The sequence below is a fragment of the Sulfobacillus thermosulfidooxidans genome (assembly GCF_001280565.1).
GTDB lineage: Bacteria > Bacillota > Sulfobacillia > Sulfobacillales > Sulfobacillaceae > Sulfobacillus > Sulfobacillus thermosulfidooxidans_A.
In genome coordinates this window covers 1,749,021-1,771,064 of sequence record NZ_LGRO01000001.1, presented here as the reverse complement: position 1 = coordinate 1,771,064, position 22,044 = coordinate 1,749,021, and the positions used below count along the sequence as shown (strand labels likewise).

The 22,044-nt window shown below is 48.0% G+C and carries 20 protein-coding genes; 13 read left to right on the top strand and 7 right to left on the bottom strand.

Annotated elements, in window-relative coordinates:
- The first annotated feature begins 68 nt into the window (after positions 1 to 68).
- From AOA63_RS08925 to AOA63_RS08895, 7 genes are all read left to right on the top strand, one after another.
- Positions 69 to 695 carry an ATP-dependent Clp protease proteolytic subunit gene (locus AOA63_RS08925; RefSeq protein ID WP_053959367.1) on the top strand — a complete coding sequence of 209 codons (627 nt, stop codon included), beginning with the start codon at positions 69 to 71 and terminating at the stop codon, positions 693 to 695.
- A gap of 186 nt (positions 696 to 881) precedes the next feature.
- Positions 882 to 3,431, top strand: coding sequence for a M1 family metallopeptidase (locus AOA63_RS08920; RefSeq protein ID WP_053959366.1), 2,550 nt, complete (start codon positions 882 to 884; stop codon positions 3,429 to 3,431).
- Positions 3,432 to 3,840: 409 nt separating this feature from the next.
- Entirely contained in the window at positions 3,841 to 5,421 is a 1,581-nt protein-coding gene (locus AOA63_RS08915) for a hypothetical protein (protein ID WP_053959365.1), read from the top strand.
- A 62-nt stretch (positions 5,422 to 5,483) separates the two neighbouring features.
- Positions 5,484 to 6,047, top strand: coding sequence for a GNAT family N-acetyltransferase (locus AOA63_RS08910; protein WP_053959364.1), 564 nt, complete (start codon positions 5,484 to 5,486; stop codon positions 6,045 to 6,047).
- 416 nt (positions 6,048 to 6,463) lie between these two features.
- A complete protein-coding gene (locus AOA63_RS08905) occupies positions 6,464 to 7,711 on the top strand; it encodes a hypothetical protein (RefSeq protein ID WP_053959363.1) in 1,248 nt (415 codons plus the stop codon).
- A 16-nt stretch (positions 7,712 to 7,727) separates the two neighbouring features.
- On the top strand, positions 7,728 to 8,294 hold the full coding sequence (locus tag AOA63_RS08900) for a hypothetical protein (protein ID WP_139061538.1): 567 nt from the start codon (positions 7,728 to 7,730) through the stop codon (positions 8,292 to 8,294).
- A gap of 198 nt (positions 8,295 to 8,492) precedes the next feature.
- Positions 8,493 to 8,945, top strand: a complete 453-nt coding sequence (locus tag AOA63_RS08895; protein WP_053959361.1) for a hypothetical protein — start codon at positions 8,493 to 8,495, stop codon at positions 8,943 to 8,945.
- Between the two features lie 1,482 nt (positions 8,946 to 10,427).
- Here the strand turns inward: AOA63_RS08895 and AOA63_RS08885 are convergent.
- From AOA63_RS08885 to AOA63_RS08860, 6 genes are all read right to left on the bottom strand, one after another.
- The gene (locus AOA63_RS08885) at positions 10,428 to 10,865 is read right to left on the bottom strand and encodes a hypothetical protein (protein WP_139061537.1); all 438 of its coding nucleotides are present in this window, start codon (positions 10,863 to 10,865) and stop codon (positions 10,428 to 10,430) included.
- The gene (locus AOA63_RS08880; RefSeq protein WP_053959358.1) at positions 10,849 to 11,178 is read right to left on the bottom strand and encodes a hypothetical protein; all 330 of its coding nucleotides are present in this window, start codon (positions 11,176 to 11,178) and stop codon (positions 10,849 to 10,851) included. The genes AOA63_RS08885 and AOA63_RS08880 overlap by 17 nt, the downstream gene beginning before the upstream one ends.
- Before the next feature lie 767 nt (positions 11,179 to 11,945).
- A complete protein-coding gene (locus AOA63_RS08875; protein ID WP_053959357.1) occupies positions 11,946 to 12,524 on the bottom strand; it encodes a GNAT family N-acetyltransferase in 579 nt (192 codons plus the stop codon).
- A 184-nt stretch (positions 12,525 to 12,708) separates the two neighbouring features.
- On the bottom strand, positions 12,709 to 13,701 hold the full coding sequence (locus tag AOA63_RS08870) for a hypothetical protein (RefSeq protein WP_139061536.1): 993 nt from the start codon (positions 13,699 to 13,701) through the stop codon (positions 12,709 to 12,711).
- A 679-nt stretch (positions 13,702 to 14,380) separates the two neighbouring features.
- Positions 14,381 to 14,728, bottom strand: coding sequence for a lipopolysaccharide assembly protein LapA domain-containing protein (locus AOA63_RS08865; protein ID WP_171822665.1), 348 nt, complete (start codon positions 14,726 to 14,728; stop codon positions 14,381 to 14,383).
- 115 nt (positions 14,729 to 14,843) lie between these two features.
- Positions 14,844 to 15,236: a DoxX family protein gene (locus AOA63_RS08860; protein WP_053959354.1), complete on the bottom strand. Its 393-nt coding sequence runs from the start codon at positions 15,234 to 15,236 to the stop codon at positions 14,844 to 14,846.
- A 124-nt stretch (positions 15,237 to 15,360) separates the two neighbouring features.
- Here AOA63_RS08860 and AOA63_RS08855 point away from each other — a divergent pair, with 124 nt between their 5' ends.
- The 6 genes from AOA63_RS08855 to AOA63_RS08830 all read left to right on the top strand — a co-directional run bounded on the left by AOA63_RS08855 (position 15,361) and on the right by AOA63_RS08830 (position 21,328).
- A complete protein-coding gene (locus AOA63_RS08855; RefSeq protein ID WP_053959353.1) occupies positions 15,361 to 15,729 on the top strand; it encodes a winged helix-turn-helix transcriptional regulator in 369 nt (122 codons plus the stop codon).
- A gap of 254 nt (positions 15,730 to 15,983) precedes the next feature.
- Positions 15,984 to 16,493: a GNAT family N-acetyltransferase gene (locus tag AOA63_RS08850; protein WP_053959352.1), complete on the top strand. Its 510-nt coding sequence runs from the start codon at positions 15,984 to 15,986 to the stop codon at positions 16,491 to 16,493.
- Between the two features lie 214 nt (positions 16,494 to 16,707).
- Positions 16,708 to 17,628 (top strand): ornithine cyclodeaminase family protein, encoded by a 921-nt coding sequence (locus AOA63_RS08845; RefSeq protein ID WP_053959351.1) that lies wholly within the window; start codon positions 16,708 to 16,710, stop codon positions 17,626 to 17,628.
- A 31-nt stretch (positions 17,629 to 17,659) separates the two neighbouring features.
- Entirely contained in the window at positions 17,660 to 18,808 is a 1,149-nt protein-coding gene (locus AOA63_RS08840) for an NAD(P)/FAD-dependent oxidoreductase (RefSeq protein WP_053959350.1), read from the top strand.
- A gap of 101 nt (positions 18,809 to 18,909) precedes the next feature.
- Positions 18,910 to 19,437 (top strand): DNA topology modulation protein, encoded by a 528-nt coding sequence (locus tag AOA63_RS08835; RefSeq protein ID WP_053959349.1) that lies wholly within the window; start codon positions 18,910 to 18,912, stop codon positions 19,435 to 19,437.
- A 421-nt stretch (positions 19,438 to 19,858) separates the two neighbouring features.
- The gene (locus AOA63_RS08830) at positions 19,859 to 21,328 is read left to right on the top strand and encodes an MFS transporter (RefSeq protein ID WP_053959348.1); all 1,470 of its coding nucleotides are present in this window, start codon (positions 19,859 to 19,861) and stop codon (positions 21,326 to 21,328) included.
- Between the two features lie 153 nt (positions 21,329 to 21,481).
- Here AOA63_RS08830 and msrB read toward each other — a convergent pair whose 3' ends face one another.
- Positions 21,482 to 21,925 carry a peptide-methionine (R)-S-oxide reductase MsrB gene (msrB, locus tag AOA63_RS08825; RefSeq protein WP_053959347.1) on the bottom strand — a complete coding sequence of 148 codons (444 nt, stop codon included), beginning with the start codon at positions 21,923 to 21,925 and terminating at the stop codon, positions 21,482 to 21,484.
- Positions 21,926 to 22,044: the final 119 nt, after the last annotated feature.

The window sequence follows — 22,044 nt, the reverse complement described above, 5'->3', positions numbered from 1 at the left end:
TTCGGGTGTTGACCGCTGTTTGTACAGCAAGTGCAAGAGGAACTAAAGGACAAACAGGAGGGATAGCCTTGCCATTAGTGCCCATTGTAGTAGAACAGACTAACCGTGGGGAACGATCGTATGATATTTATTCCCGCTTGTTAAAAGAGCGGATTGTGTTCTTATCCGGTATGGTACAAGATGACATGGCTAATTTGGTTGTGGCTCAGTTACTCTTTCTCGAAAGTGACGATCCCGATAAAGACATCTATTTATACATAAATTCTCCGGGAGGATCAGTAACAGCGGGCATGGCCATATACGATACCATGCAGTACATTAAGCCCGACGTTGCTACCTTGTGTGTGGGTCTTGCCGCGAGTATGGCCTCGGTATTGTTAGCGGGAGGAGCACCGGGAAAACGCTATGCATTACCCAATGCGCGGATTATGATTCATGAGCCCTCAATTCAGCAATTAGGCGGAAAAGTGACCGACGTGGACATTTCAGTGCGGGAACTCATTGCTACGCGAGAACAATTGGCAAAGGTACTATCGCAACATACCGGACAATCTATTGCGACCTTGCTTCATGACCTGCAAAGAGATTATTGGATGACCGCCGACGAGGCGAAGCACTATGGCCTCATTGATGATATTACAGTTCCTCGCCGTGTAGCGCGAGAAGGAGAGTCTAAAGAAGGTGCTCCCCAATAATGAGGTAATCTTGAGTGCCGGACTATACCGAGAAAATCCCCAACATGATGATGAGCCTTAAACTAAGGGAGCACGCCCAGCATCTATGGGGTTTAACACAGTTCTTTACTGTCCGGATTTTCAGAGGAACGGTGTAATGCTTTTAGGATATGTCAAAATGGGCAGGATTTGACCAGGAGGGATTTCATGACCGAGAATGCACAGCAATACCGGTTGCCACGGACCGTCATTCCGCACCGGTATCAAATCGAGATCACACCGAATTTAACGACGGAAACTTTCCAGGGACTATTACGGGTTGAGGTTGAAATATCCAGTGAAACGCACAGCATTATCATGAATGCGGTGGATTTGTCTTTATCAGACGTCGTGATCATGGCCAAAACCGGAGAAAATTACCCGGGTACCGTTAGCTATGAACCGGAGTATGAGCGGGTCAAACTGGAGTTTGCCTCTTTATTGACTCCCGGATCATGGACATTGTCTTTAGCCTTTGAAGGTCACTTAGGCCACGATCTGCGCGGATTTTATGTGACAACGGTCAAACAAGAGAATGGGGAGAGTGTCGTTATCGCTTCCACACAGTGTGAGGCTACCGACGCACGCCGCATTTTTCCCTGTTGGGACGAGCCAGACTTCAAGGCCGTATTCGCCATCACCTTGGTCGTGGATGCCGATCTTACGGCGTTGTCTAACGCTCAGGAAGTGAGTAGTGTGGTGGATGAAGCGGGGAAAAGACATGTACAGTTTGCCGATACGATTCCTATGTCTACCTACTTGGTCGCTTTAATAGTCGGGCCATTGGAATTAACCGATCCTGAGCCCGGACAACGCATTCCTTTACGCGTGGCGGCGCGCCCAGGATTTTCGTCCCTAACAAGCTATGCCCAGGCGCAGGCGGTTAACGCGCTCAATTTTTTCGAGCAATATTTTGATATTCCCTATCCTGGAGATAAACTGGATCATGTGGCTATTCCAGATTTTGCTGCAGGCGCGATGGAAAACTTGGGCTGTATTACATACCGGGAGGAAGCCTTATTAATCGATCCGGCGCATTCCTCACCCATGGAGAAATTGCAAGTGGTGGGCACCATTGCTCATGAGACGGCACACATGTGGTTTGGGGATATGGTCACCATGCGTTGGTGGAATGGCCTATGGCTCAATGAAGCCTTTGCCACCTTTATGCAATTGTTAGCCACGGATAGCTTGCATCCGGAATGGGATGTTTGGACCAATTTTGGGGTGCACCGATCCTATGCGTTTAAAATTGATGGATTAGCATCGACACGGCCGATTGAATATCCCGTAATTTCCCCCGCGGATGCTCAAGGCATGTTTGATGTTCTTACATATGAAAAAGGCGCTTCGGTTCTGCGTATGATGGAACAATATTTGAGCCCGGACGTGTTTCGCCAAGGTGTCAAAGCCTATCTTACCCGCTACCGATTTGCCAATACGGAAACCCAAGACTTATGGAATAGTCTTGAAGCGGTATCAGGTCAACCCGTCAGGCAAGTTATGGAGTCCTGGGTATTCCAAGGTGGATATCCCTTGGTCCGGGCTCAATGGAATGAAAAAAATCAGGAAATTGTTCTGTCCCAAAAACCCTTCCGGTATGAGGGAGAAGGAACGGGAACATGGCAGGTTCCCGTTGTGTTAGGGATCCATACCCGTACCGATGATGTGGCTAAACCTGTTTTGTTAGGATCAAAGAGCATAAGCATGACGGTGCCCAATGATGTGGAATGGATTATGGTCAATCGCGGGGGCTATGGATTTTACCGTGTCGCCTATGATGAGTCCTTATGGAAACGATTGATGGGAGCATTGCGACAAATGACTCCTTTGGAACGCTTAACCTTAGCCGATGACATCTGGGCTGAGGTATTAGCTAATGAGGTGCCGCTCTCTCAAGCGGTTCAGTTATGGCACACGCTTGTTGATGAAGATGAACCCGATGTGTGGAGTTTAGTGTCGGGGCATATGATGCTGGTGGATCACATAGCCGATGATTCCGGCCAAAAGGCATTGCAGGCATTGGTGAACCATGTTGCCGGACCTCTCTTCCAGCAATTGGGTTGGACTGCCCAAGAGGAAGAGGATATTAAGATGGGACGATTGCGGGCTCAACTGGTGCGTATTCTGGGGACGTTGGGAGCCAATGAGATGGTGCGATCCGAAGCAAAAGCCCGGCTCGATGCCCACTTTCAAGGTCATGAATCTTTGTCCCCGGATCTCATTTCGGCCGTAGTGGATGTCGTGGCTAGCAATGGCGGCGAAAAAGAATGGGAAAGCATGTACGAGCACTTTAAACAGGCCACCACTCCACAAGATGCGGAACGCTATCTGATGGCGTTAGGCAAGTTTCCCGATCCGGCATTAATGGTGCGCACATTTTCGCTCTGTTTGTCACCGGAAGTGCGTATTCAAGATGGACTGTATGCTATTGGTCAAGGATTACATACTCGTCAGGTACAAGAAACCACATGGACTTTACTAGAAGATCATTGGGATAAGGTGACCGCCAAGTTCCCGTCCTATATGATGCATCCCGTGGTGTATGCGCTACCGAGTATCATTGATGATTCATTGGCTGAACGGACGGTGCAGTGGTTTAAAGCCCATCCCTTACCGGAAATGGCCCGGCAGTTAGAGCAAACCATGGAGTTACAGAGGGTGCACCGCAATTTTGCGCACCGTGTGAAAGGACACCTGGCGAGTATTGTGCAGTAAATGAGTACACCTGACAAATAATGAGGAACCCAAGTCGAGAAATGGCCTTGGGCCAGGATGATTTCTCTCGGTTAAAAAAATGAGCGTCGTTATAAACTGCACTGCCCTTTTTCAGGTTACGACTTAAGAGAACAGTGCCGGAACACGACCTCGCAAGATAACCCCGCGACACAAATGCTGGCATTTTGTCGTGGGGTTTTATTATTCAAAAACTTCCGCTCTTTTGTTGGTTCTTTCTTCTTCTTTCTTCTTTCCTTGACTTTCGGTTAAGAAGCGTATAGTTGTTTCCACATCTTTGTCTTTTCAAGATTTTAAGACGATTTTGTCTGTGAGTTATCCCATTAAGAGGACTTTAGACGTGTGGTAGCGAAAAGAAAATGTGAAGGTCAAGGCGACAGGGGAGGACACTATGAAACAATTAACACGGTCCATGATGACAGAAGATGTGGAAGAGTTAGTGCAGTTGTTGGTAGAGAGCCATCCCGATCCTTTTCGCCACTTTGGCGGTCCCGTGTCTTTTTACGATGCGGCCACCCGGCTTCTTGATTCATTGCCTGAGACGTCTTCGCCGACGCAGTTTTGGCGGCTGCTTAGCCCTTTTGTGGCGCGACTGCGCGATGGGCATACGCGAATTTTGTGTGAACAGCCGCCTGACGCGGGGCGTTGGCCAGCCGAGTTTGGGATAGTAGGGGAACAGTTGTATGTGCAGTCGGTTCGGCAAAGAGACTTGTTGCCGTTGTTAGGGGCACAACTCATGGGAATTGATGGCGTGTCGTGGTCAGAATTATGTGACCGCCAGCAACAGTTGCAGGGATCAGATAATGTAATCGATAATCTTCGCAGGTTGACCCAGAACATGGCTTCGCGTTCATTATTGGCAGCGCTTTTGGATTATGACCAGAAAATGAACACAATGCGCTTTGCACTGAAGCGGCCTCATCACCAGCAAAGCGAGATCTACGAATGGTCGTGGGATGCGTATGACCACGATGTGATAGTGCCCGCTAGTACGGTTCACTGTCCGCCGTTAGATACGGGCAGCATTACTTGGGGATTTTTAGACGAGAATCACGATATTGCCTGCCTTCGTGTCGGCGAATTAATGAATTACCGGGAAGCTTTTGAGGAGTGGAATCACATGGGATTCCAGCGCCCCATTGAAGCCGCATGGTCGAAGCATTTTCCTGATGAGCCTTTTCAGGTCCAGGCACTGCCAAAGCTTTTATCCCGCATTCCTTCGGCTTGTGAGACGCTGGAAAACTTGTGGCAAGCCGCTCTGACAAATCACACAACCTGGTTAATCGTGGATTTACGCGGGGCGATCGGGGGAAATTCTCTATTTGAAACCATCTTGCTCTATGGATTATATGGACTCGATGCCGTTTTGGAGAATGATGGCGGTTATCAAATTCCCCGGTATTCGCCATTATACCTTAAAAATTATCGAGTTTTGCCGGATGGTGCCTCACTAAAATTGGGCGGGTATGATTTTCGTGATCAAAGGGAATGGCAAAAAAGGCGGCGTACGCCTCTTTGCTCCGCCAGTCGGAAACAGGCAGAGGCGGAGAAGCAATGGGAGCAATGGATCGAAAGTATCCCGACTTTAGCCAAGTGGGTTCATCGTCAAACAACAAAGAAGACGCGTTGGAGCCCCAAGGTTCTTATGGTAACCGGCGCGAATACTTATAGCGCCGGCTTTGATGTGGCGGCGATGTTATGGAGCCATGGTGCGAAACATTTTGGTACGGCTCCTGCACAAGCTGGCAACTGTTTTATTGACGTACTGCATTTTGCGCTTCCTCATTCGTGTTGTTATGGGACGATTTCCTATAAAGAAAGTTGGCGATTTCCGGAAAATCCTGAAATCGGCACAATTTTGACCCCGCAATTTCCTCTAACTTATGAAATGTTAAGCCGGTATGATTTTGATCCGAATGCATCGATTCGGATGGCACTCGAATACATTCAAAGACGCAGGGAATCAGTGTAAAACGTCCTGAAAAAAACCTGGTGATAGCTGATGGATTTGATTAAATAACTCGGAGGTGTGCCATGTTTTCTTATTCTATTAATGAGAATGTGTCCTTACGGTTGTTGGAGGTGCGCGATGCGGAGCGTGTCTACAGCCTTGTACGAGAATCCGAAAGTTATTTAAGACAGTGGTTACCGTTTTTGGACAATGTCCACTCGGTTCAAGATATTATCCATTTTATTGAGTCGGGACTCAGCCGTTATGCGCATAATAACGGAGCGGAAATTGGCATTTGGTTTCAAGGACACTTCGCGGGTATCCTCGGCATCCATTTCATAAATTGGACGGATCGGACAACAAGCTTAGGATATTGGCTCGGTGAAAAATTCCAAGGCCGCGGAATTATGACCCAAGCCTGTAGCGCTCTTATTGATATCCTGTTCGGGGAGTATGAGTTAAACCGTGTGGAAATTCACATCGCCGTCGACAACCGAAAAAGCCGCGCCATTGCTGAGCGTTTGGGATTTCGTCAAGAAGGCTGTTTGCGGCAAGTGGAATGGCTATATGATCATTATCTCGATCACGTGGTGTATGCACTTCTAAAAGACGAATGGCTGGCGGAAAAACAGGCAGCACAGACCTAAGAGAAGATGTCTGCGCACAACTATGTCCTATTATTTCATGCCCCCGGTAAGGATGGGGAGGATGACAGAATTTTTGGCGGGTTTCTGAGATGAACAGCATCTTTGTCAGACACAATACTCTGTCTTTACGCCGTTTACTCTCGGTATCTCACGTTGAAGGGATCTTTGATCGTGCCGTATGTCACAATCTGCTGAAAATGTGTGGAATTAGATATAGAACTGCAACGAGGTTTCGCAGACATCAACGAGTAGTGGGCGACTTTTCAAGTACAGAAGTGATAAAATCGCGGCCTGCTTTCACTTCTGTAAGAAGCTTAAGCCGCAGATTAATGTTTGACTTGTTGATTACAGCATTTGAATAGAGCAATGAGAACGTCGCCAAAACTGCCCGCTATGTAACGGAGGGGGAATATCTGTTGAAACTTCTCTCGATTAATGATTTCATCACCCGACTTCATGACGCGATACAAGATTTAGATGTTGACGCGGATATTCTTCCTATTGGCACATCCAGATCCGGGCATGTTATTGAGGCAATCAAAATTGTTCACATGCCCCGCCATGCATTGTTTTTGGGCTTCCCTCACCCTAATGAGCCACTCGCCGAACTTATTATGGAGGCCATCGTTGAAGAGGCTGCTCTTCGGCAATCGCCAAACAACCACGCCTGTTGGTATCTTGTTCCTGTATGGGATGTTGATGGAGCCTTGAGAAATCAAGCATGGTGGTCCGAAACGCTTTCTATCGGAAGCATGATCGCCCATTGGTATCGTCCGGCTCCCTCAGAACAGGTCGAGTGGACCTTTCCCTTGAATTATGGGGGCGTGCATTTCGATCAACCGCTTCCCGAAACAGAAGCGGTCCGGCGATTGATTGACATGGTGAATCCTGAGTTGCTGGTGTCTTTGCACAACGGTATATTCCCAGGTGCGTATACATTGATTTCTTCCCACGGTTCGCAACTCGCTCCAAAAATCCGCGATGTGTTCCACACTTACGGTTTGGATCTCAAAACGCGAAGTCCCATACCCTATGTCGAAACCTTTGCAGAAGGGGTGTTCGGGCTACCGCACGCACGCTTGGAAATTGATTATCTCCGAAATCTTAAGTTAGAAGGATCAATTAGCTTCTATGATAATGGTGGTGCCAGCTTCGACTACGTTAATGCCTCGTGCCTGTCTCTTGTCATGGAGCTACCGTTGTTTAAATGGATTGGTGGATCTTTGGTAAATTCCCCAGTTCGTCGGCGGGATCTGGCGGAGCGACAGATAACATGGTGGGAATCGTTGGAACAAGATTTGGCTGACGCCTTCGCCGATCCAGAACTACTGTACAGTGAACATCCCCTTCTGTCTTCTCCGCGTTACTTTTATCAGCGACGCGAATCTGACTTGGCAACAATCAAGCAAGAGTTGGCTTATGCACTAAAAAATGATGACCTTGCGCAAGAATCCGATCTTACAAATTATATGTCTGCGTTGTTTACGGTCTCCACACAGTACTCGCAACTATTTCGTGGTTGTGGACGGTATACGAACACTGCCAAGAGCGTTCTCCACGAGCTCGAAACATTATCTAAAGACCATCTCAGCGAACTGGATCCGCGTGTAATTACCAATGTAGGACGTACCATTATCCGTCACGTTCTTGATAGGGTGCGATAACATGGAGCAGGGCGCAATGACAGACCAATGGCAACCTAACTTTTCGTGGGTCACGGTGGTTCAAGACGGTGAAGATGATTTCGTCATTGGTAACGGGTTATTGTTTGTCTATATTCCAGAAGTTGGGGGCACATTAATAAAATTGCTAGACCGATTTCGCACGATTGCTGAGGCTGATTATCTACTCGGCAAAAGGCTGGGAATGGAGGTCGATGCGCTAGATTTCTTCGTTCAAACCCTAAGAAATGCACCCATCCTAGACCGACCGCCAGTGCAACATAGTCAGTGTGAGAAGTTGCGCCCAAATCATGTGATCTGGCTATTTAGTTGGCCATCCTTTAGTGGAGTGGCTTTTCTTGTGGTCTCGTCACTTATTACCTTTGTGACACTTCCATACTATTTTGCTAGGTACTCTTCTGTGTATCCACTCAGCATTGATTTCCATGGTTATTTTTCTTATTGTCACTTGGACATCAGTATTTCTTCACAAAATGAGTCACATAGCTGCCGCGTGTTCGTTAAACATTTCCGTTTCCATCTCTGTCGGGACGTGTTTCCAATTTTTGGTTGTGAAGGAGTCTGATCCGGACCAAATGTTTACCGTTCTCAAGACACTGGGATCCATTTCCTTCGCTGAAGAGGGTAACCGGCTAGTTTGCATTATGGAAGCTTGCGGACGGAGGCGTTTCGTTAGCAAGTGAAACACTCGCCCCATATGCCGTGAGAATGGCAACAAATCATGCTCCAAACGTAGGAGATATATTGAAGGGAGTGAGACTTGGTGACTATCAGAACCACGCTGTTCGTGGCGATAATTGGTGTGACCATCGCTTTCGCTCTATGGATTTTTTTCGTTCGCCAGCGTTATGCTTCGTGGCCAATTTGGGGCGCTTGGGCCGTTTTGCCTTTAATAGCGGTTGTTAGCCTATTATGGCCGACGAAACAGACTGGTGCTAAGATCCCTTGGGCCTGGCATACGTTAGCATCAAGTAACCATTTCAGCATTGCTCTGCGAAATCAGACTGGCGAAACAGCTTACCATGTCTATTTAGTTGTTGCTGGGAACGAACACACTCTCCAAATAGCCATTCCTGGAGAAATCATGAATGCTGCTGAGGTAGAGCACGAGGTGATAGGACCGTCGATTACAAACCTGTCCCGCATCATGATTGAGTGGCGGTCGAAGCCCAACGGGCGAATTCATCGATTTGAGCAGCGCTACAGAGCGCGATAACAGGGTAAAAGCCGAAAAGGGCTTAAAATAAAGATGAGAGGGTAAAGGGCGCATGTCTTTTTTTCAGGTGGGGAAAGAAGTGGGAGAGATGGAGAACAGAGAAATCCGTCGAGCGAAGAGTGCGAAGATCGAATGAGTGGAACGAAAAGACCAGCCGACAGGTAGAGGCCGGTGAGGTTGGAGTAGGAGAGCTCGCATATATTCTTGTCTTCATAAAAATTCCTCCTGTGGGCGAACCCGATGAGGCTTCACGGTCCGGTTCCCCTGATTGTCAGGCTGTGAGGGGTTTTTTTATGCTGGTCTCACAGGTCGGGAACGGGATGATGGCCGTTACCGACAGTGAACGGGTGATGGTACAGCGGGTCGCACAATTTTCTTCATGTGGCTCGTCTATGTACCTGCTCTATATTCGTTTAAGGGGAGCCAACTTGCTTTTTTTGCATGACTTGTCCTTGGATGGTTACGTTAGTTGCTTCGTTAATGCGGGCAGATTTTCTGTGCCATTAGTGTGGTGATTTTGAACCTTTAATTCCCTCGAAGCGCAGACCGTCAACTTTTTGTCCCGGCGGATCACACCTAGCCGGTGGCGACCATTTTAACCGCGTTGGGCTTCAACGACACGATTACCACGCAGATGCCACGCCACCATCGGGATAAATTCCACTTCTTTCACCCATCACGTGCGGAAGAGTAGCCATACGGTTCGGTAGAGCAGGATTCGCAATGTGAAGTAAATGTTAGTTATAGAATCGTGCAAGCCGAAGCCCAACCCGTCGCCGGTTAGGAATGGCGCCGACAAGGCTGCCGCAAAAGGTGGTCTCAATGCGAGGGAAACCCCAGCTCCCGAACGTTAACGACATTTCGATACGCGTCGACTAGCGTTTCCAGCACTGTCACAAAATGTCCCCAGTTAATTCACGGTTCATAGAGGCTCGCGCAGCCATGAGGACTATGAACTAGGACTAAATCACTGGAACATCTGAGTGATCATCATTACAGATCTTGGCCCCGGCTTTTAAGGAGAGCTACCTGTTGATCAATGGTGGCGGCGGGCTTTACACTTTATGCCATATAGAGTGCCCTTGATCACAGCAAATGGCCTACCGGGTGCCCATCGCTTGCGTAGGCGGGACGAGTACTATCATTAGTAATCGTATAAAAAAGGACATCTATTCTTGTCAATCCTGTTGTATCCGGCTTATAAGCGTCAGGATGATGTCATAAACGTTAGACTGAAGCACAACACCAGGCATTGTCCGACGATTGGCCGCTGCCGAATATACGGCGGATAAAAGTTCCGCAAGACTTCTGGTCTGTGCAGTTTCATTGCCGGATCGGCTATGCCAAATCTTCTCCGTCGTCACGGTTCCCACATCCCGACTCTTTTGTGCTGTCCCGCCTTGTCGCGCGCAAAGCGGGATGGTGTTTAGTGTGGTTTCGCTTTGCACGCCATGCCACTTTCTTTGCGAGGCAACCGAGGGTTTAACATGGTTCGACATTAGCCGATTGGTTTAGAGCGAGGAATCGGACGATATATTCTGTTAAATCGACTTCCCTCAATTCGCGCATATTATCCCAACGAAAAAACCGGATGCGTTGCAATATGTTTCTCAGATTATTACACCGTAATAGTTGCAAGATCAGATTACCTTTTGCTGTTTGAGTTTTCGAGGGGGTTAATGACGCTGCCGCATTTTTTATTAAAAACCGGATTATTCCTAGCAAAGCGTCGATGAGTTCCAAACCAATCTCTTTACCCTTAGGAAGAAATTCTGGCTGTTGAGGTACGGTAAAGTGCTCACCTCGATATAAGGCCTGAAGATTTAATTGTTTATATAAAATTTCCGGCAACTGTAAGGTGCGATATTCTGTTGCGTCCTCAATCATCACATGAGCGTATGCGTCATAAGGTCTTTTCATAAATGAGCTGGTCGACGAATTTCGCGAAATGGGCTGTTTGACGTCCCGGCGATTGATAGGCAATGACATTTCCGGTTATGAAGTCTGCATAAGGAGCTACCACGCGTATTAATTCAATAAAATGATTCTTGGTCGGCTCATGTCCCGAATAGTCCGCCCAATGCAAGGACATCTGGCGGTTTTGAAGACGTTGGGACAAATCCGCAAACGGGGAATGCGAATATATGACGCCAGGAATCGCCAAAGCTCCCATCAAATTGAGTCCGTTCGAATCGTTTTTTCCACTTTCATCAAAAAATATTCTTAAATCCATAAAAACCTCCAAATTTTTTGAGTTAAAATCAGTATATCGTGTCCACAAGGCGCTATGTTGACTGGTCTTGATCAACAACGTATACTTTACTTAGAATTAGTGTTTTTCCCTTCGCCCGATGGACGGCGGGAATCATTAGTCAGCTCCTTCGCCCGATGGACGGCGGGGCTGTTTTGTTTGATGTATCAAACAAAGAATTATTGCGCATAATTCACGTATGCGGTGTTCCATTCTCAATCCGTGCGGCATCGGACGACCCAGAGCGGCGTCTGACACGGACGCATACCCGGAATCCGTCTGGCACTGGACAAATCCACGATCCCACAGTGGTTTATTCAAGTAAGTTGGTTCTATCGGCATATGGGGAGTTCCTCGAAGTTATGGCGCATTGGCCCTATTCCTGTCACGGCGTTTCCGCCGTGGAGCACTGAAAAAGAATTCAGATTAAGGCGATAGACTTGGCGATGGCCATTTACCAGGATCTTCTAAAAAGCCCCCGGGCCTCTCTGACCGATGTGAAGTAGCCTCCCAGTGGATTCCGCGAGGATACCCGCCCACCCGCGCGTGTCAGTTCGCCGGAGTGGCCCGGGCAACGCCTTAGGTTTGGCGGATGCGATGGCAACGCTCGGCGTCATGGACGTCGAAACGGGGAGGAGGTCGACCCCGCCAGGGCTCTGTGTGGATGTCGGGCGGAACCCAAAGGGCCGAAGGCAAGTCCTGGAATGGCTCAGGGCGTTGATAACGGTCGGCGACGGACCATGTTATAGCTATCGGACGTGGATCACGTGGCTCCTCGGGAGACGAGAATGGTAACGCTTTCGTTCCATAAGCCAGCAGTCGTGGTCAATCCCTTCGTGCCGTTCATGACCTATGAGTCGCTTGACTTTACGAAATCCGCATTTTTCATAAACATGAATGGCGCGCAAATTGTCGATCCGGGGATCGACAACAAGACAATCAGGCTGGTGATGTGTCTCCAGCCAGCTACATACCGTCTGCATTAGAAACGTACCGATGCCATGGTTCCAATACGCCACTTCGCCAATAAATTGATCCATGCCCAAGATTTTTTGGGAATAACAATACCCATAGGCGTCAAATTCTTCGCGAGATAAGGGATAAATTTGCATATATCCTATGGGCTGCTCTTGCCAAAGGATAAGCTCTCGGTTAATATGACGGGCGCTTTGGGTGAAATACTTGGCGCGAATCATGTCTCGCGAAAAGGGATGATCCCGTCCCTCATAAAACGCTAAGACACGCTCGTCCGTGAGCCAGCGCTGAAGCGCGTCAATATCCTCAGGGTGTAAAGGGCGAACGGTTAAGTCGCCTTGAGAAATATGCATGACCCACCTCACAGTTAAGCAATTATCTTTGATTTTCAATCCGCATAAATACCAAAATCGGTGTATCGACATTTGTCAATGCGACATGCTTATTGAGTCTGATGATGGTGGTAAAAGCCTATAAATGATGGCTCAGATAGGCGCCTGGTACCTGAAATTAAGAAGGCCTTGGGTTTGGGAATATTTAGGATAACAGACGCGCAGGTTTGGGATTTGACGAGGGCACCGGACTTTGCCCCATATTATTCGGTACCGGATTCAATCCGAGATAAACAACATACCAACCTCTGTTCGTATAGGCTTCGATAAACGTCCATTGAATATACCCTTCGGCCCAATGAGAACCATCACGGAATACAATGGTTGACACGGGTTGACCCACTAAAATCGTTCCCGGCCCTTGTTCGAGAGTGTACCCTCTAGGAAGCTGAACTTGGGGCGCACCGCCTTGTCCGGGGACATAAGCGTGAAATACCGTATAATTCACCGGCCCGTGGGCAGAAGCCGAATACGTGGGCGCCAAAAAATTGGTGCCGACACTCACAATCTGAATGGCATGCGGATCACGTTGCTGAAATCCTTTGACACCCATGGTTTCGGTAAACAAGGTGGGAATATAAAGATTTTGAAATCCCGGATTTTGGTCGGCGATGCTGCCATGAAGTTCCTGGTCAATGGTATTTAAGTTCGACGATTGAAAAATAGTACCGGCTCCCTTAAGGACATCGCGGGATACCAGATTAAACCGCTTGGGATAAGCAAGATTGTCCACGGTATCCACCATCAGCAACATCGGGTTATTCCGGGTAGTTGTTCCTTGATAATACCACGGCACATGGTGAAGAGACGGCCCAAAAATCTCCGGAATTAACTGTTTCAGAGGGAGCTGAGATCGTCCGGGATAACTAGGAGAAAAGTCTGGAAGATTAATAGAGAATCCGTCTGCAATAAAAGCGGGTAAAGAGCTATGTATGGATTGTGGCAAGACTTCGGTGGCCGGTCGTGTAGGCGCTAGCACGGTGGTTTGGGGAATTCCGCCTGGAAATTTATTATTGTTAATGGGGTGTTTGGCGAACAATACGGACGGTGCGGAAACGTTACTTGGCTGCACTCCGCATCCTGCAATGACACCCAAAAGATTTGCCGCCATTATGCTGGCAATCCACCTGATTTTCATCTCCATGTCGCTCTCCTTACCTGGATGATAGTGGACCATTGCTGGCATCCGTGATTAATGCCAGTGTGCCACAGCACCCCACATTGTATCATGCACTTTGTGGTGAGTTTGGACTAACTCGTTAAACTAGTCGTGCCTGATTACGGGCGAAAGAACGTGGCAAAGCAAGTAGCGATCACAGGAATTGGAATCTCTCCTAACTGAGGACACCAGAGATTTTGGGGAAATCACCATGGCTTTGTCGTTGAATCATGAATCATGGGAGCTGTTCTCCAGAGTGCCACCCTTAACCCATCAGCAACATCGGCCGCATTTGGCCGCCAATACGCCTTAACAATCCGCTCAAGGGACTGTTAAGGGGATAGGTGTTTCGTGAGACGACGAACAGTGTCCGGGAGCGAAGGACTCCATGCATCTGGTTGAGGATCTTCACTGTCCCGCACCGTCACCGTGTGCCAAATACCCCAAGCGCTCCCGATAGATAGGCGTTGCCATCTGGTTGAGATAGCTGCAGTGCGGATGCGTTTTGGACATTTAGGCTTCACGAATTTTCACGAGAAAGATGCCATGACTGTTCTAAGTCTGTTCCAAGCGCCAAAACGTCATTGCTGGAGTTTCTTAATCCGCGGGTTTGATAAGCCTGCCTATGTTCAAGGCAATTTGGTAATAGTTCCTTATCTTATTGTGAAGTGGTATCTGGTGGGGAAACTGGAGAATCATCAGGCATACCGTCTATTGGAGAAGAAGACAACATAGAGGACGGGTCGTCCTCGGGAGGAGTAGGAGCAACATGTTTCATTCGATTTTGAGATTTGTAACGGTCCCATAACATGCCGCCGGCCCCAATGCTGGCGCCAAGTAATAAACTCAACAATACAACCAAGGCTAATGAAATGTGTGGAAGCTGCCAAAAAAAGACATGTAATGAGACAGGATGTTGATTTTGCAGCGCTAAAATAGCAATAATCACGGCACCGAATAACCACACAATAACCTTTCGGAGACCACGACTTTCAGGATTCACCACGATCCCCTCCGCTCCGACATATAGAAAAATATGTCTTTAAGAAATATTTTACCACAAATAGACACCGGGCCGATTTGTGGTGGCATACCGCCCGGCGTCCTATGCAGTCAAAATCTTATGAGAAGAGGTGAATTGCGTAAGAACCCGGACCAATGATGGTCATAGCGAGGATGACGACAATGAGAATGAATGGATATTCAAAACCATTTTGGGTAACCCAGTATCCGTTTTTCCTATGTACCGTGATGATCGCAACGACCATGGTGACAATTAACAAAATCGCGGCAATAGGCCATAGAGTTCCCGCTGCAAATAAGAGTCCCCCAATGAGTTCAGAGAGTCCAGCTAAAAGGGCCATCAGCTTTCCCGGTTTGAGTCCGATCGATTCCATCCACTGGCCAGTTCCGGTTAAGCCGTAACCGCCGAACCAGCCAAATAGTTTTTGACTGCCATGACCCGCGTAGGTCAAACCAATAACAATCCGCACGAAAGCTAACGCGGAATTCATCTCATCACATCCTTAATGTAATTAACTAACTTAAAATAATTATCTTTACATACGTAATAATAGTAAGCCGCTTATTCATTGTCAACAGCTATGGTAAAATAAGTAACAGAAAGAAGGGATTAAGATGGATGATTTGAAAATATGCCCCAAATTTGAAGCGGCTTTCGCCTTGTTGGGGCAAAGATGGACAGGCTTGATTATCCGTGCTCTTCTTTCAGGACAACACCGCTTTTCAGACATTACCCAAATGATTCCTCATTTAAGCGACCGGATGTTAGCCGAGCGGCTCAAAGCCCTCGAGGCGGAAGGTATCGTAAAGCGTATCGTCTATCCAGAAACTCCGGTGCGAGTGGAATATGAACTAACCGATAAAGGACGAGAACTAGAACCCGTGATGGATCAAGTTCAGAGATGGGCCGACAAATGGTATAACTATTTGAGCCCTGAATTGTCCTTGTCTCACCCGGATTCAAATTCCTTAGGTGATTCCTAGGAGTGCGGATGGGAATCTTTCTCGTGCATCCCGTAGGTATCTAGGAAGTCTTTCGACTAGGGAGTCCTCATAAATATCAATAAAACAAGATGTCACAAGATCCCTCGTTAAGATGTCGTGACGTGACGGATAAAAACAAGAAGATATCTGGCTACGTAAAACCGCCACTTTCTCACATGCATCTACATCATTATTTAGAGATAAGGATTTTTACATGTATGATGAACAGATATGCACCGTAGGGAGGACAGGCTGTGTGGACAATTCGGCTGATTGACAAGAAGGATGCCGGAAAATTCATGGATTTGCAAAACGCGTTGGACCAAGAGACACGGTATATGTTAATGGAGCCTGGTGAACTTTCAGATAGCGTGGTCGAATGGGAAAAACGTATTTTACCCTTCATTGATCAACCGCAAAATGTCTTTTGGGTTGTCGAGAATACCGATGGCGCATTGGTCGGATTTTTACGTGCTAGGGGTCATACTCCACGTCGCCTGGCGCATTCTGCCTTGATTGTCATTGGCATTCGTCAGGCCTATTGGGGACAGGGCATAGGGACTCAACTATTTCAAAAAGTTGAAGCATGGGCCAAAGAGCGCGGGATTCACCGATTAGAATTAGAAGTCATGGTGTCAAACCGCCGGGCTCTAGGGTTATATCACAAAATGGGCTTTGTGGTTGAAGGATTACGCCGTCATGCCATTCGTTATGCTGATGGACAATTTGTGGATGAGTATATGATGGCCAAATTGCTTGATTAAATCACCTAATGGGCATAACTACAGATTTTCCCGCTGCTTAGTAAATGGGGCCATAACCGATAAAGAGTGGAATATGGACATTGTGATTCTTGCCATGTCCTTTGTTATAGTGGCCCTATCGACAAAGGACAGAATTCGTTAGTGTGAGATCGGAGAGAAAACACCCTGGCTAGGGGTTTGACCCGGTAAAACGGGAAAAGATGGAGGAAAACTCATGTGGCTTGGAGCTAAGGATCTGGAAGCCCTGCTTGATGACGAGATCTTGCGGCGGCATGTGGCAATGCGACTTACTGCGCCATTAGCCGGAGAACCCGTGCGCGTTGTCCAATCGGATGACAAGGGCCATCTCATTTTAATGGCAGCGAGCTGGCAGGATTTGAGTCTTTCTGTGGTTAAGGTTCTGTATGAGCGGCCAGACAATAAGTCCAGAGGAAAGGGTAAGCCAGTTTTGAACGGAACCGTCAGTATTTACCGTGATGATGGGGAAGTCATTGCCGTGGCTGATGGAGCGGCCTTTACGGGACTACGCACCGCCGCGATCGCAGCACTAGCGACACAGTGGCTAAGTGTATCTCATTCCTGTCAATGTATCATTGGCGCAGGATTTGAGGCCTATTATCACGCCAAAGCGCTTTCTTGTTTGCCTGGTGTTCAGACAATTCGCTTGTGGAACCGGACACCTGAAGCGGCATATGCTCTTCAAGAAAGGTTGTGTTCCCTTCCCCGGTTTTCGCACTTGTCCGTTACCGTCCACAGGGCAATCGAAGAGGCGTTAGCCGATGCAGATGTTATCACGACGGTAACATCCTCGCCAACTCCCTTATTGGACGTACGCATGATTAAACAGCCAGTGCTCATTAACGCCATGGGAGCTTACTTGCCTAACACCCGAGAACTTTCCAGTGATATTGTGGCTCAGGCTACCTTGTATGCTGACTTTCTTCCGGCTTGTCTCAGAGAAGCCGGTGACTTTCTGATTCCTGCTGGGGAGGGCCTTGTGGATTTGACCAAAATACGTCCTTTGGCCAGTGCACCCCATTATGGGCCCGAACAGGGTATTACGGTCATGAAAAGTGTCGGCTCAGCTGTTTTTGATTTGGCCTGTGCGGAATGCTTAGTCGAGTTGATAGAATAAACGCCTAATGCCAAAGAGAAGGAGAGAGTAGATGGCGGATAACGCGGAAGTGATTATTATCGGGGCTGGACTTATTGGCTTATCCATTGCGTATCATTTGGCCAGCAAAGGAATTTCCAATGTGGTAGTAATTGAGAAAGAGTCTCTATGGGGCCACGGCTCGTCAGGGCGCAGTGCCGGTGGGATACGTCTTGAATTTTCTCACCCGAGCGCCGTCAAATTTTCTCAGTATGGCCTCGAAATGTTTCGCCATTTTGAAGAACTGTTCGGCATTTCTGCCTCGTTCAATCCATGCGGTTATCTGTTTTTGACCCGAGACCCCGGCAAGTGGAACGTGATGCAAAATTTATCCTTCATGCAGCAGTCTTTGGGTGTCCCTGTAACGTGCTTGTCGCCTCAAGAGGTGTCTTACCGGTTTCCGTATGTGCAAATACCAGACCTCGTAGGGGCAACGTTTTGTCCAGATGATGGTGTTGCTGATCCGGGAGCGGTCCTTTACGGGTTTGCCAAACGGGCTATGGACCTCGGCGTCACGATTCGGCTCGGCGAACAAGTGACCGGGATTCTCGTGCACCATGATCAAATCGCCGGGGTAAAAACTAGCAAGGGGATGATTAGTGGACGGGTGGTGGTTAATGCCGCAGGACCTTACGCCAGATCGGTAGGTCACATGGTTGGCGTGGAGATCCCTGTGCATCCTTACCGCCGCAATATTTATGTCACTACGCCCTTTATGAAACTTCCCCAAAATATGCCCATGACCTTGGACTTGGAGACTACCTCTTATCTTCGTCGCGATGGCGACAGCATCTTATTGGGCATGTCCGACCCCGATGAACCGAGTAGTTATCATACCGAAACCGATCATCAGGCCTTGGAAAAACTGATTGAAACCCTGTTGCACTGGGTTCCCATTTTGGCGGATGCCTCCATTTTGCGCGGTTGGGCCGGATTATATGAAGTGTCCCCGGATGACACGGCAATTATCGGTGAGGTAGAGGGCATCTCAGGCTTTTATTGTGCTAATGGCTTTAGCGGCCATGGTTTTATGCATTCTCCCGCGGCAGGCCGGGTTATTGCCGAGTTGATTACGGGGGAAGAGCCTTTCGTGGATCTGAAACCTTTTCTCCTCAAGCGATTTACGGACAATCAGCCCACAACGGAGACATTTGTGATTTAATTGACCAAAAAGGAGTGGGTTTTACCTGGGTTGGACAAGAACAAGTAGGTGAGACCTAGTCCCCGGCTCATCGCAAAATATCATAAGGAGTCTCCCGCATTATGAAAAAGGTTCTCGTGATTGGATCGCCTGGTGCGGGCAAATCCACCTTGGCCCGGCGTTTAGGCGTTATCACTGGACTTCCCGTTATCCATTTAGACCGCTTATATTTTAAGCCGGGATGGATTGAGACGCCTCTTTCTGAATGGATCCGCATCCAAGAAGACTTAGTCAAGCAGGCGGAATGGATCATCGATGGAACGTATGGGAAAACACTTGATATCCGACTTCGGCAAGCTGACACCGTGATCTTTCTCGATGTTTCTCGCTACATTTGCTTATGGCGTGCGATGAAACGCATACAACAGCACTACGGTGATACCCGAGGTGACATGGCTGAGGGCTGTGAAGAGCGACTTGACGGCGAATTTTTGCGCTATATCTGGCGATTTCCCCGTGATCAGCGTCCCCGAATTCTCAGCCAATTGCAGCAAGCTCACTTACGGGGGAGCAAGATTATCCATCTCCGCCATTCATCCGAGATTTCGCATTTCCTTGAAAGCCTCATGACCGCTATAGAAAAGGAATAACATCGCTTTGGGTCAGGCTCCTTGTGCACGATGAACCTCGCGAATCGTTCTTTGTGTCATATTTTGCTGATCTCTATTTCCACAGTGGATTAATGGAACCATTTGCTTTGGCGTGGAACGGCATGGTGGCTGGAAGCCGTCACTTTTGCTATACTATATATAGTATTAATTTAAGGATTATCCTCTATATCATCACGTTTTACGAGAAGACCATATTGACATGCTTTGGACACAACGACACGGATGCGTGGTGGTATGGCTCTTAATCGTATTCCTATGATGGATGAAAACGCCTATGATGCTTCCGTCCGAAGATTAGGTGCTTCTCGACAGACACCGTGTATGCACATCATCAGGCATGGATTGCGCCCCGAATTACACTGGGTGCAATACAGTCTGCGCAGAAAGGTGGATGACGACGATGACAAATGATGAAAACGCTGTTTATCGTACGGATATTCCGGCCCGATTAGATCGTTTGCCATGGAGTCGGTGGCATTGGCTGATTATTATTTCGTTAGGCATTACGTGGATTCTTGATGGCCTGGAGGTAACGATTGTCGGTTCGATTGGCTCGGTCTTGCAAGAAAGGGTGGGACTAGACCTGACAGCCGGCCAGGTGGGTTTGGAAGCTGGATTATACTTAGCAGGCGGTGTCAGTGGTGCCTTGGTTCTGGGATACTTAACGGATAAGTGGGGACGAAAACGGTTATTCCTGTGGACTTTAATCTGGTACGCACTTTTTACGGTATTAAGCGGATTCTCATGGAATTTCCTAAGTTTTGGTATTTTCCGGTTTTTAACCGGCGTAGGAATTGGTGGAGAATATGCAGCGATTAATTCGGCCATTGATGAACTGATTCCAGCTTACAGACGTGGATGGACGGATTTAGCCATTAACTCGAGTTGGTGGATTGGCACAATGATAGGAAGCGTGGAAAGTATTATTTTGCTCAATCCCCACGTTGTCAATCCGTATTGGGGATGGCGACTAACCTTTTTGCTTGGCGCAATTTTAGCGGTGGCCGTGTTGTTAGTACGAAAGATGGTTCCCGAAAGTCCCCGGTGGCTTTTAACTCATGGACGCGGACAAGAAGCGGAACGCGTCATGAATCAAATTGAGCGGGTCGTGGTGTCGTCGACCGGTAAAACTCTGGAAAAACCGCAATGGACTATCGATATTGATCCGAAAGAGACCACGTCGCTCCGAATGGTAGCGCGCACCCTCTTTCGGCAGTATCCGCGCCGTACAGTTCTTAGCTTGTCGTTAATGATTACGCAAGCATTTTTGTACAACGCGATATTCTTTACGGAATCGTTAGTTTTAACTACGTTTTTTGGGGTCCACGCGGCAGATGTCGGTTACTACATTTTTCCTTTTGCCATTGGTAATCTTTTGGGACCGTGGCTCCTTGGCCCGTTGTTCGACCGAATAGGCCGCAAGCCAATGATTGCCGGAACCTATTTACTCTCGGGATTCTTACTATTTATATCGGCCGAATTGTTTTTGCACCACGTGTTAACGGCGACGACCATCACCATCGCCTGGTCGGTTATTTTCTTCTTTGCTTCGGCAGGAGCGAGCTCAGCCTATTTAACCGCTAGTGAAGTCTTTCCTATTGAAAGCCGGGCCATGGCCATTGCTTTCGTTTATGCAATCGGAACCCTGGTGGGCGGTGTCGTTGCCCCGCCAATTTTTGGAGCTCTCATTCAAACCAAATCCGTCGGCAATGTGTTTACCGGATATCTTGTGGGAACATCATTAATGGCCCTTGGGGGCGTTGTCGCGTTGTGGCTAGGGGTTCAGGCCGAGCGGCAACCGTTAGAAAAGGTGGCCCGTCCGCTCACGGAAAGGGTGGCCAAATCACTGCATTCCGTCAAGAATGCGTAAACCGGTAAACATTCATAATCTCGATAACGGAAAGGGCAATGAGGATTTGAGGCATTAGCTCACCTCATTGCCCTATTATTTGGTACGGTCAAAATTTCGAAATCAGATGGTCCGAAGTATGGTGCCATATTGTTGGTGTTGTCTTTTATGCCATTAGTCAGGATTCGAGTCGTCAAATAGATAAAGGTAATCTCCGTATCCTTCTTTTTCCATATCATCCTTGGGAATAAACCGCAGAGCGGCTGAATTGATGCAGTAGCGTAATCCGCCCTTATCAGGTGGCCCATCGTTAAAAACGTGTCCTAAATGCGAATCAGCCGTATGACTGCGCACCTCGGTACGAATCATGCCATGGCTGAAGTCTGGCTTTTCTTCAATTTCTTGCGGATTAAGAGGGCGAGTAAAACTGGGCCAGCCACATCCACTATCATATTTGTCACGAGATGAGAATAGCGGAACTCCTGAAATGATGTCGACATAAATCCCCTCGTCATGATTGTCCCAATAAGCATTGTGAAATGGGGGCTCAGTCGCGGCATGTTGAGTGACCTCAAATTGCAAGGGGGTTAATTGATACCGTAACGGTTCCTTATCCATGCTCCTGCACTCCTTTTTCTGACTAGACCCTCAAAGAGACCTTCTTATTGCTTTTAGTATAACGGTTTGATGAAAGAACACACCGTTTCATAGACAATACGTCTCGCAACGTTGGCTCG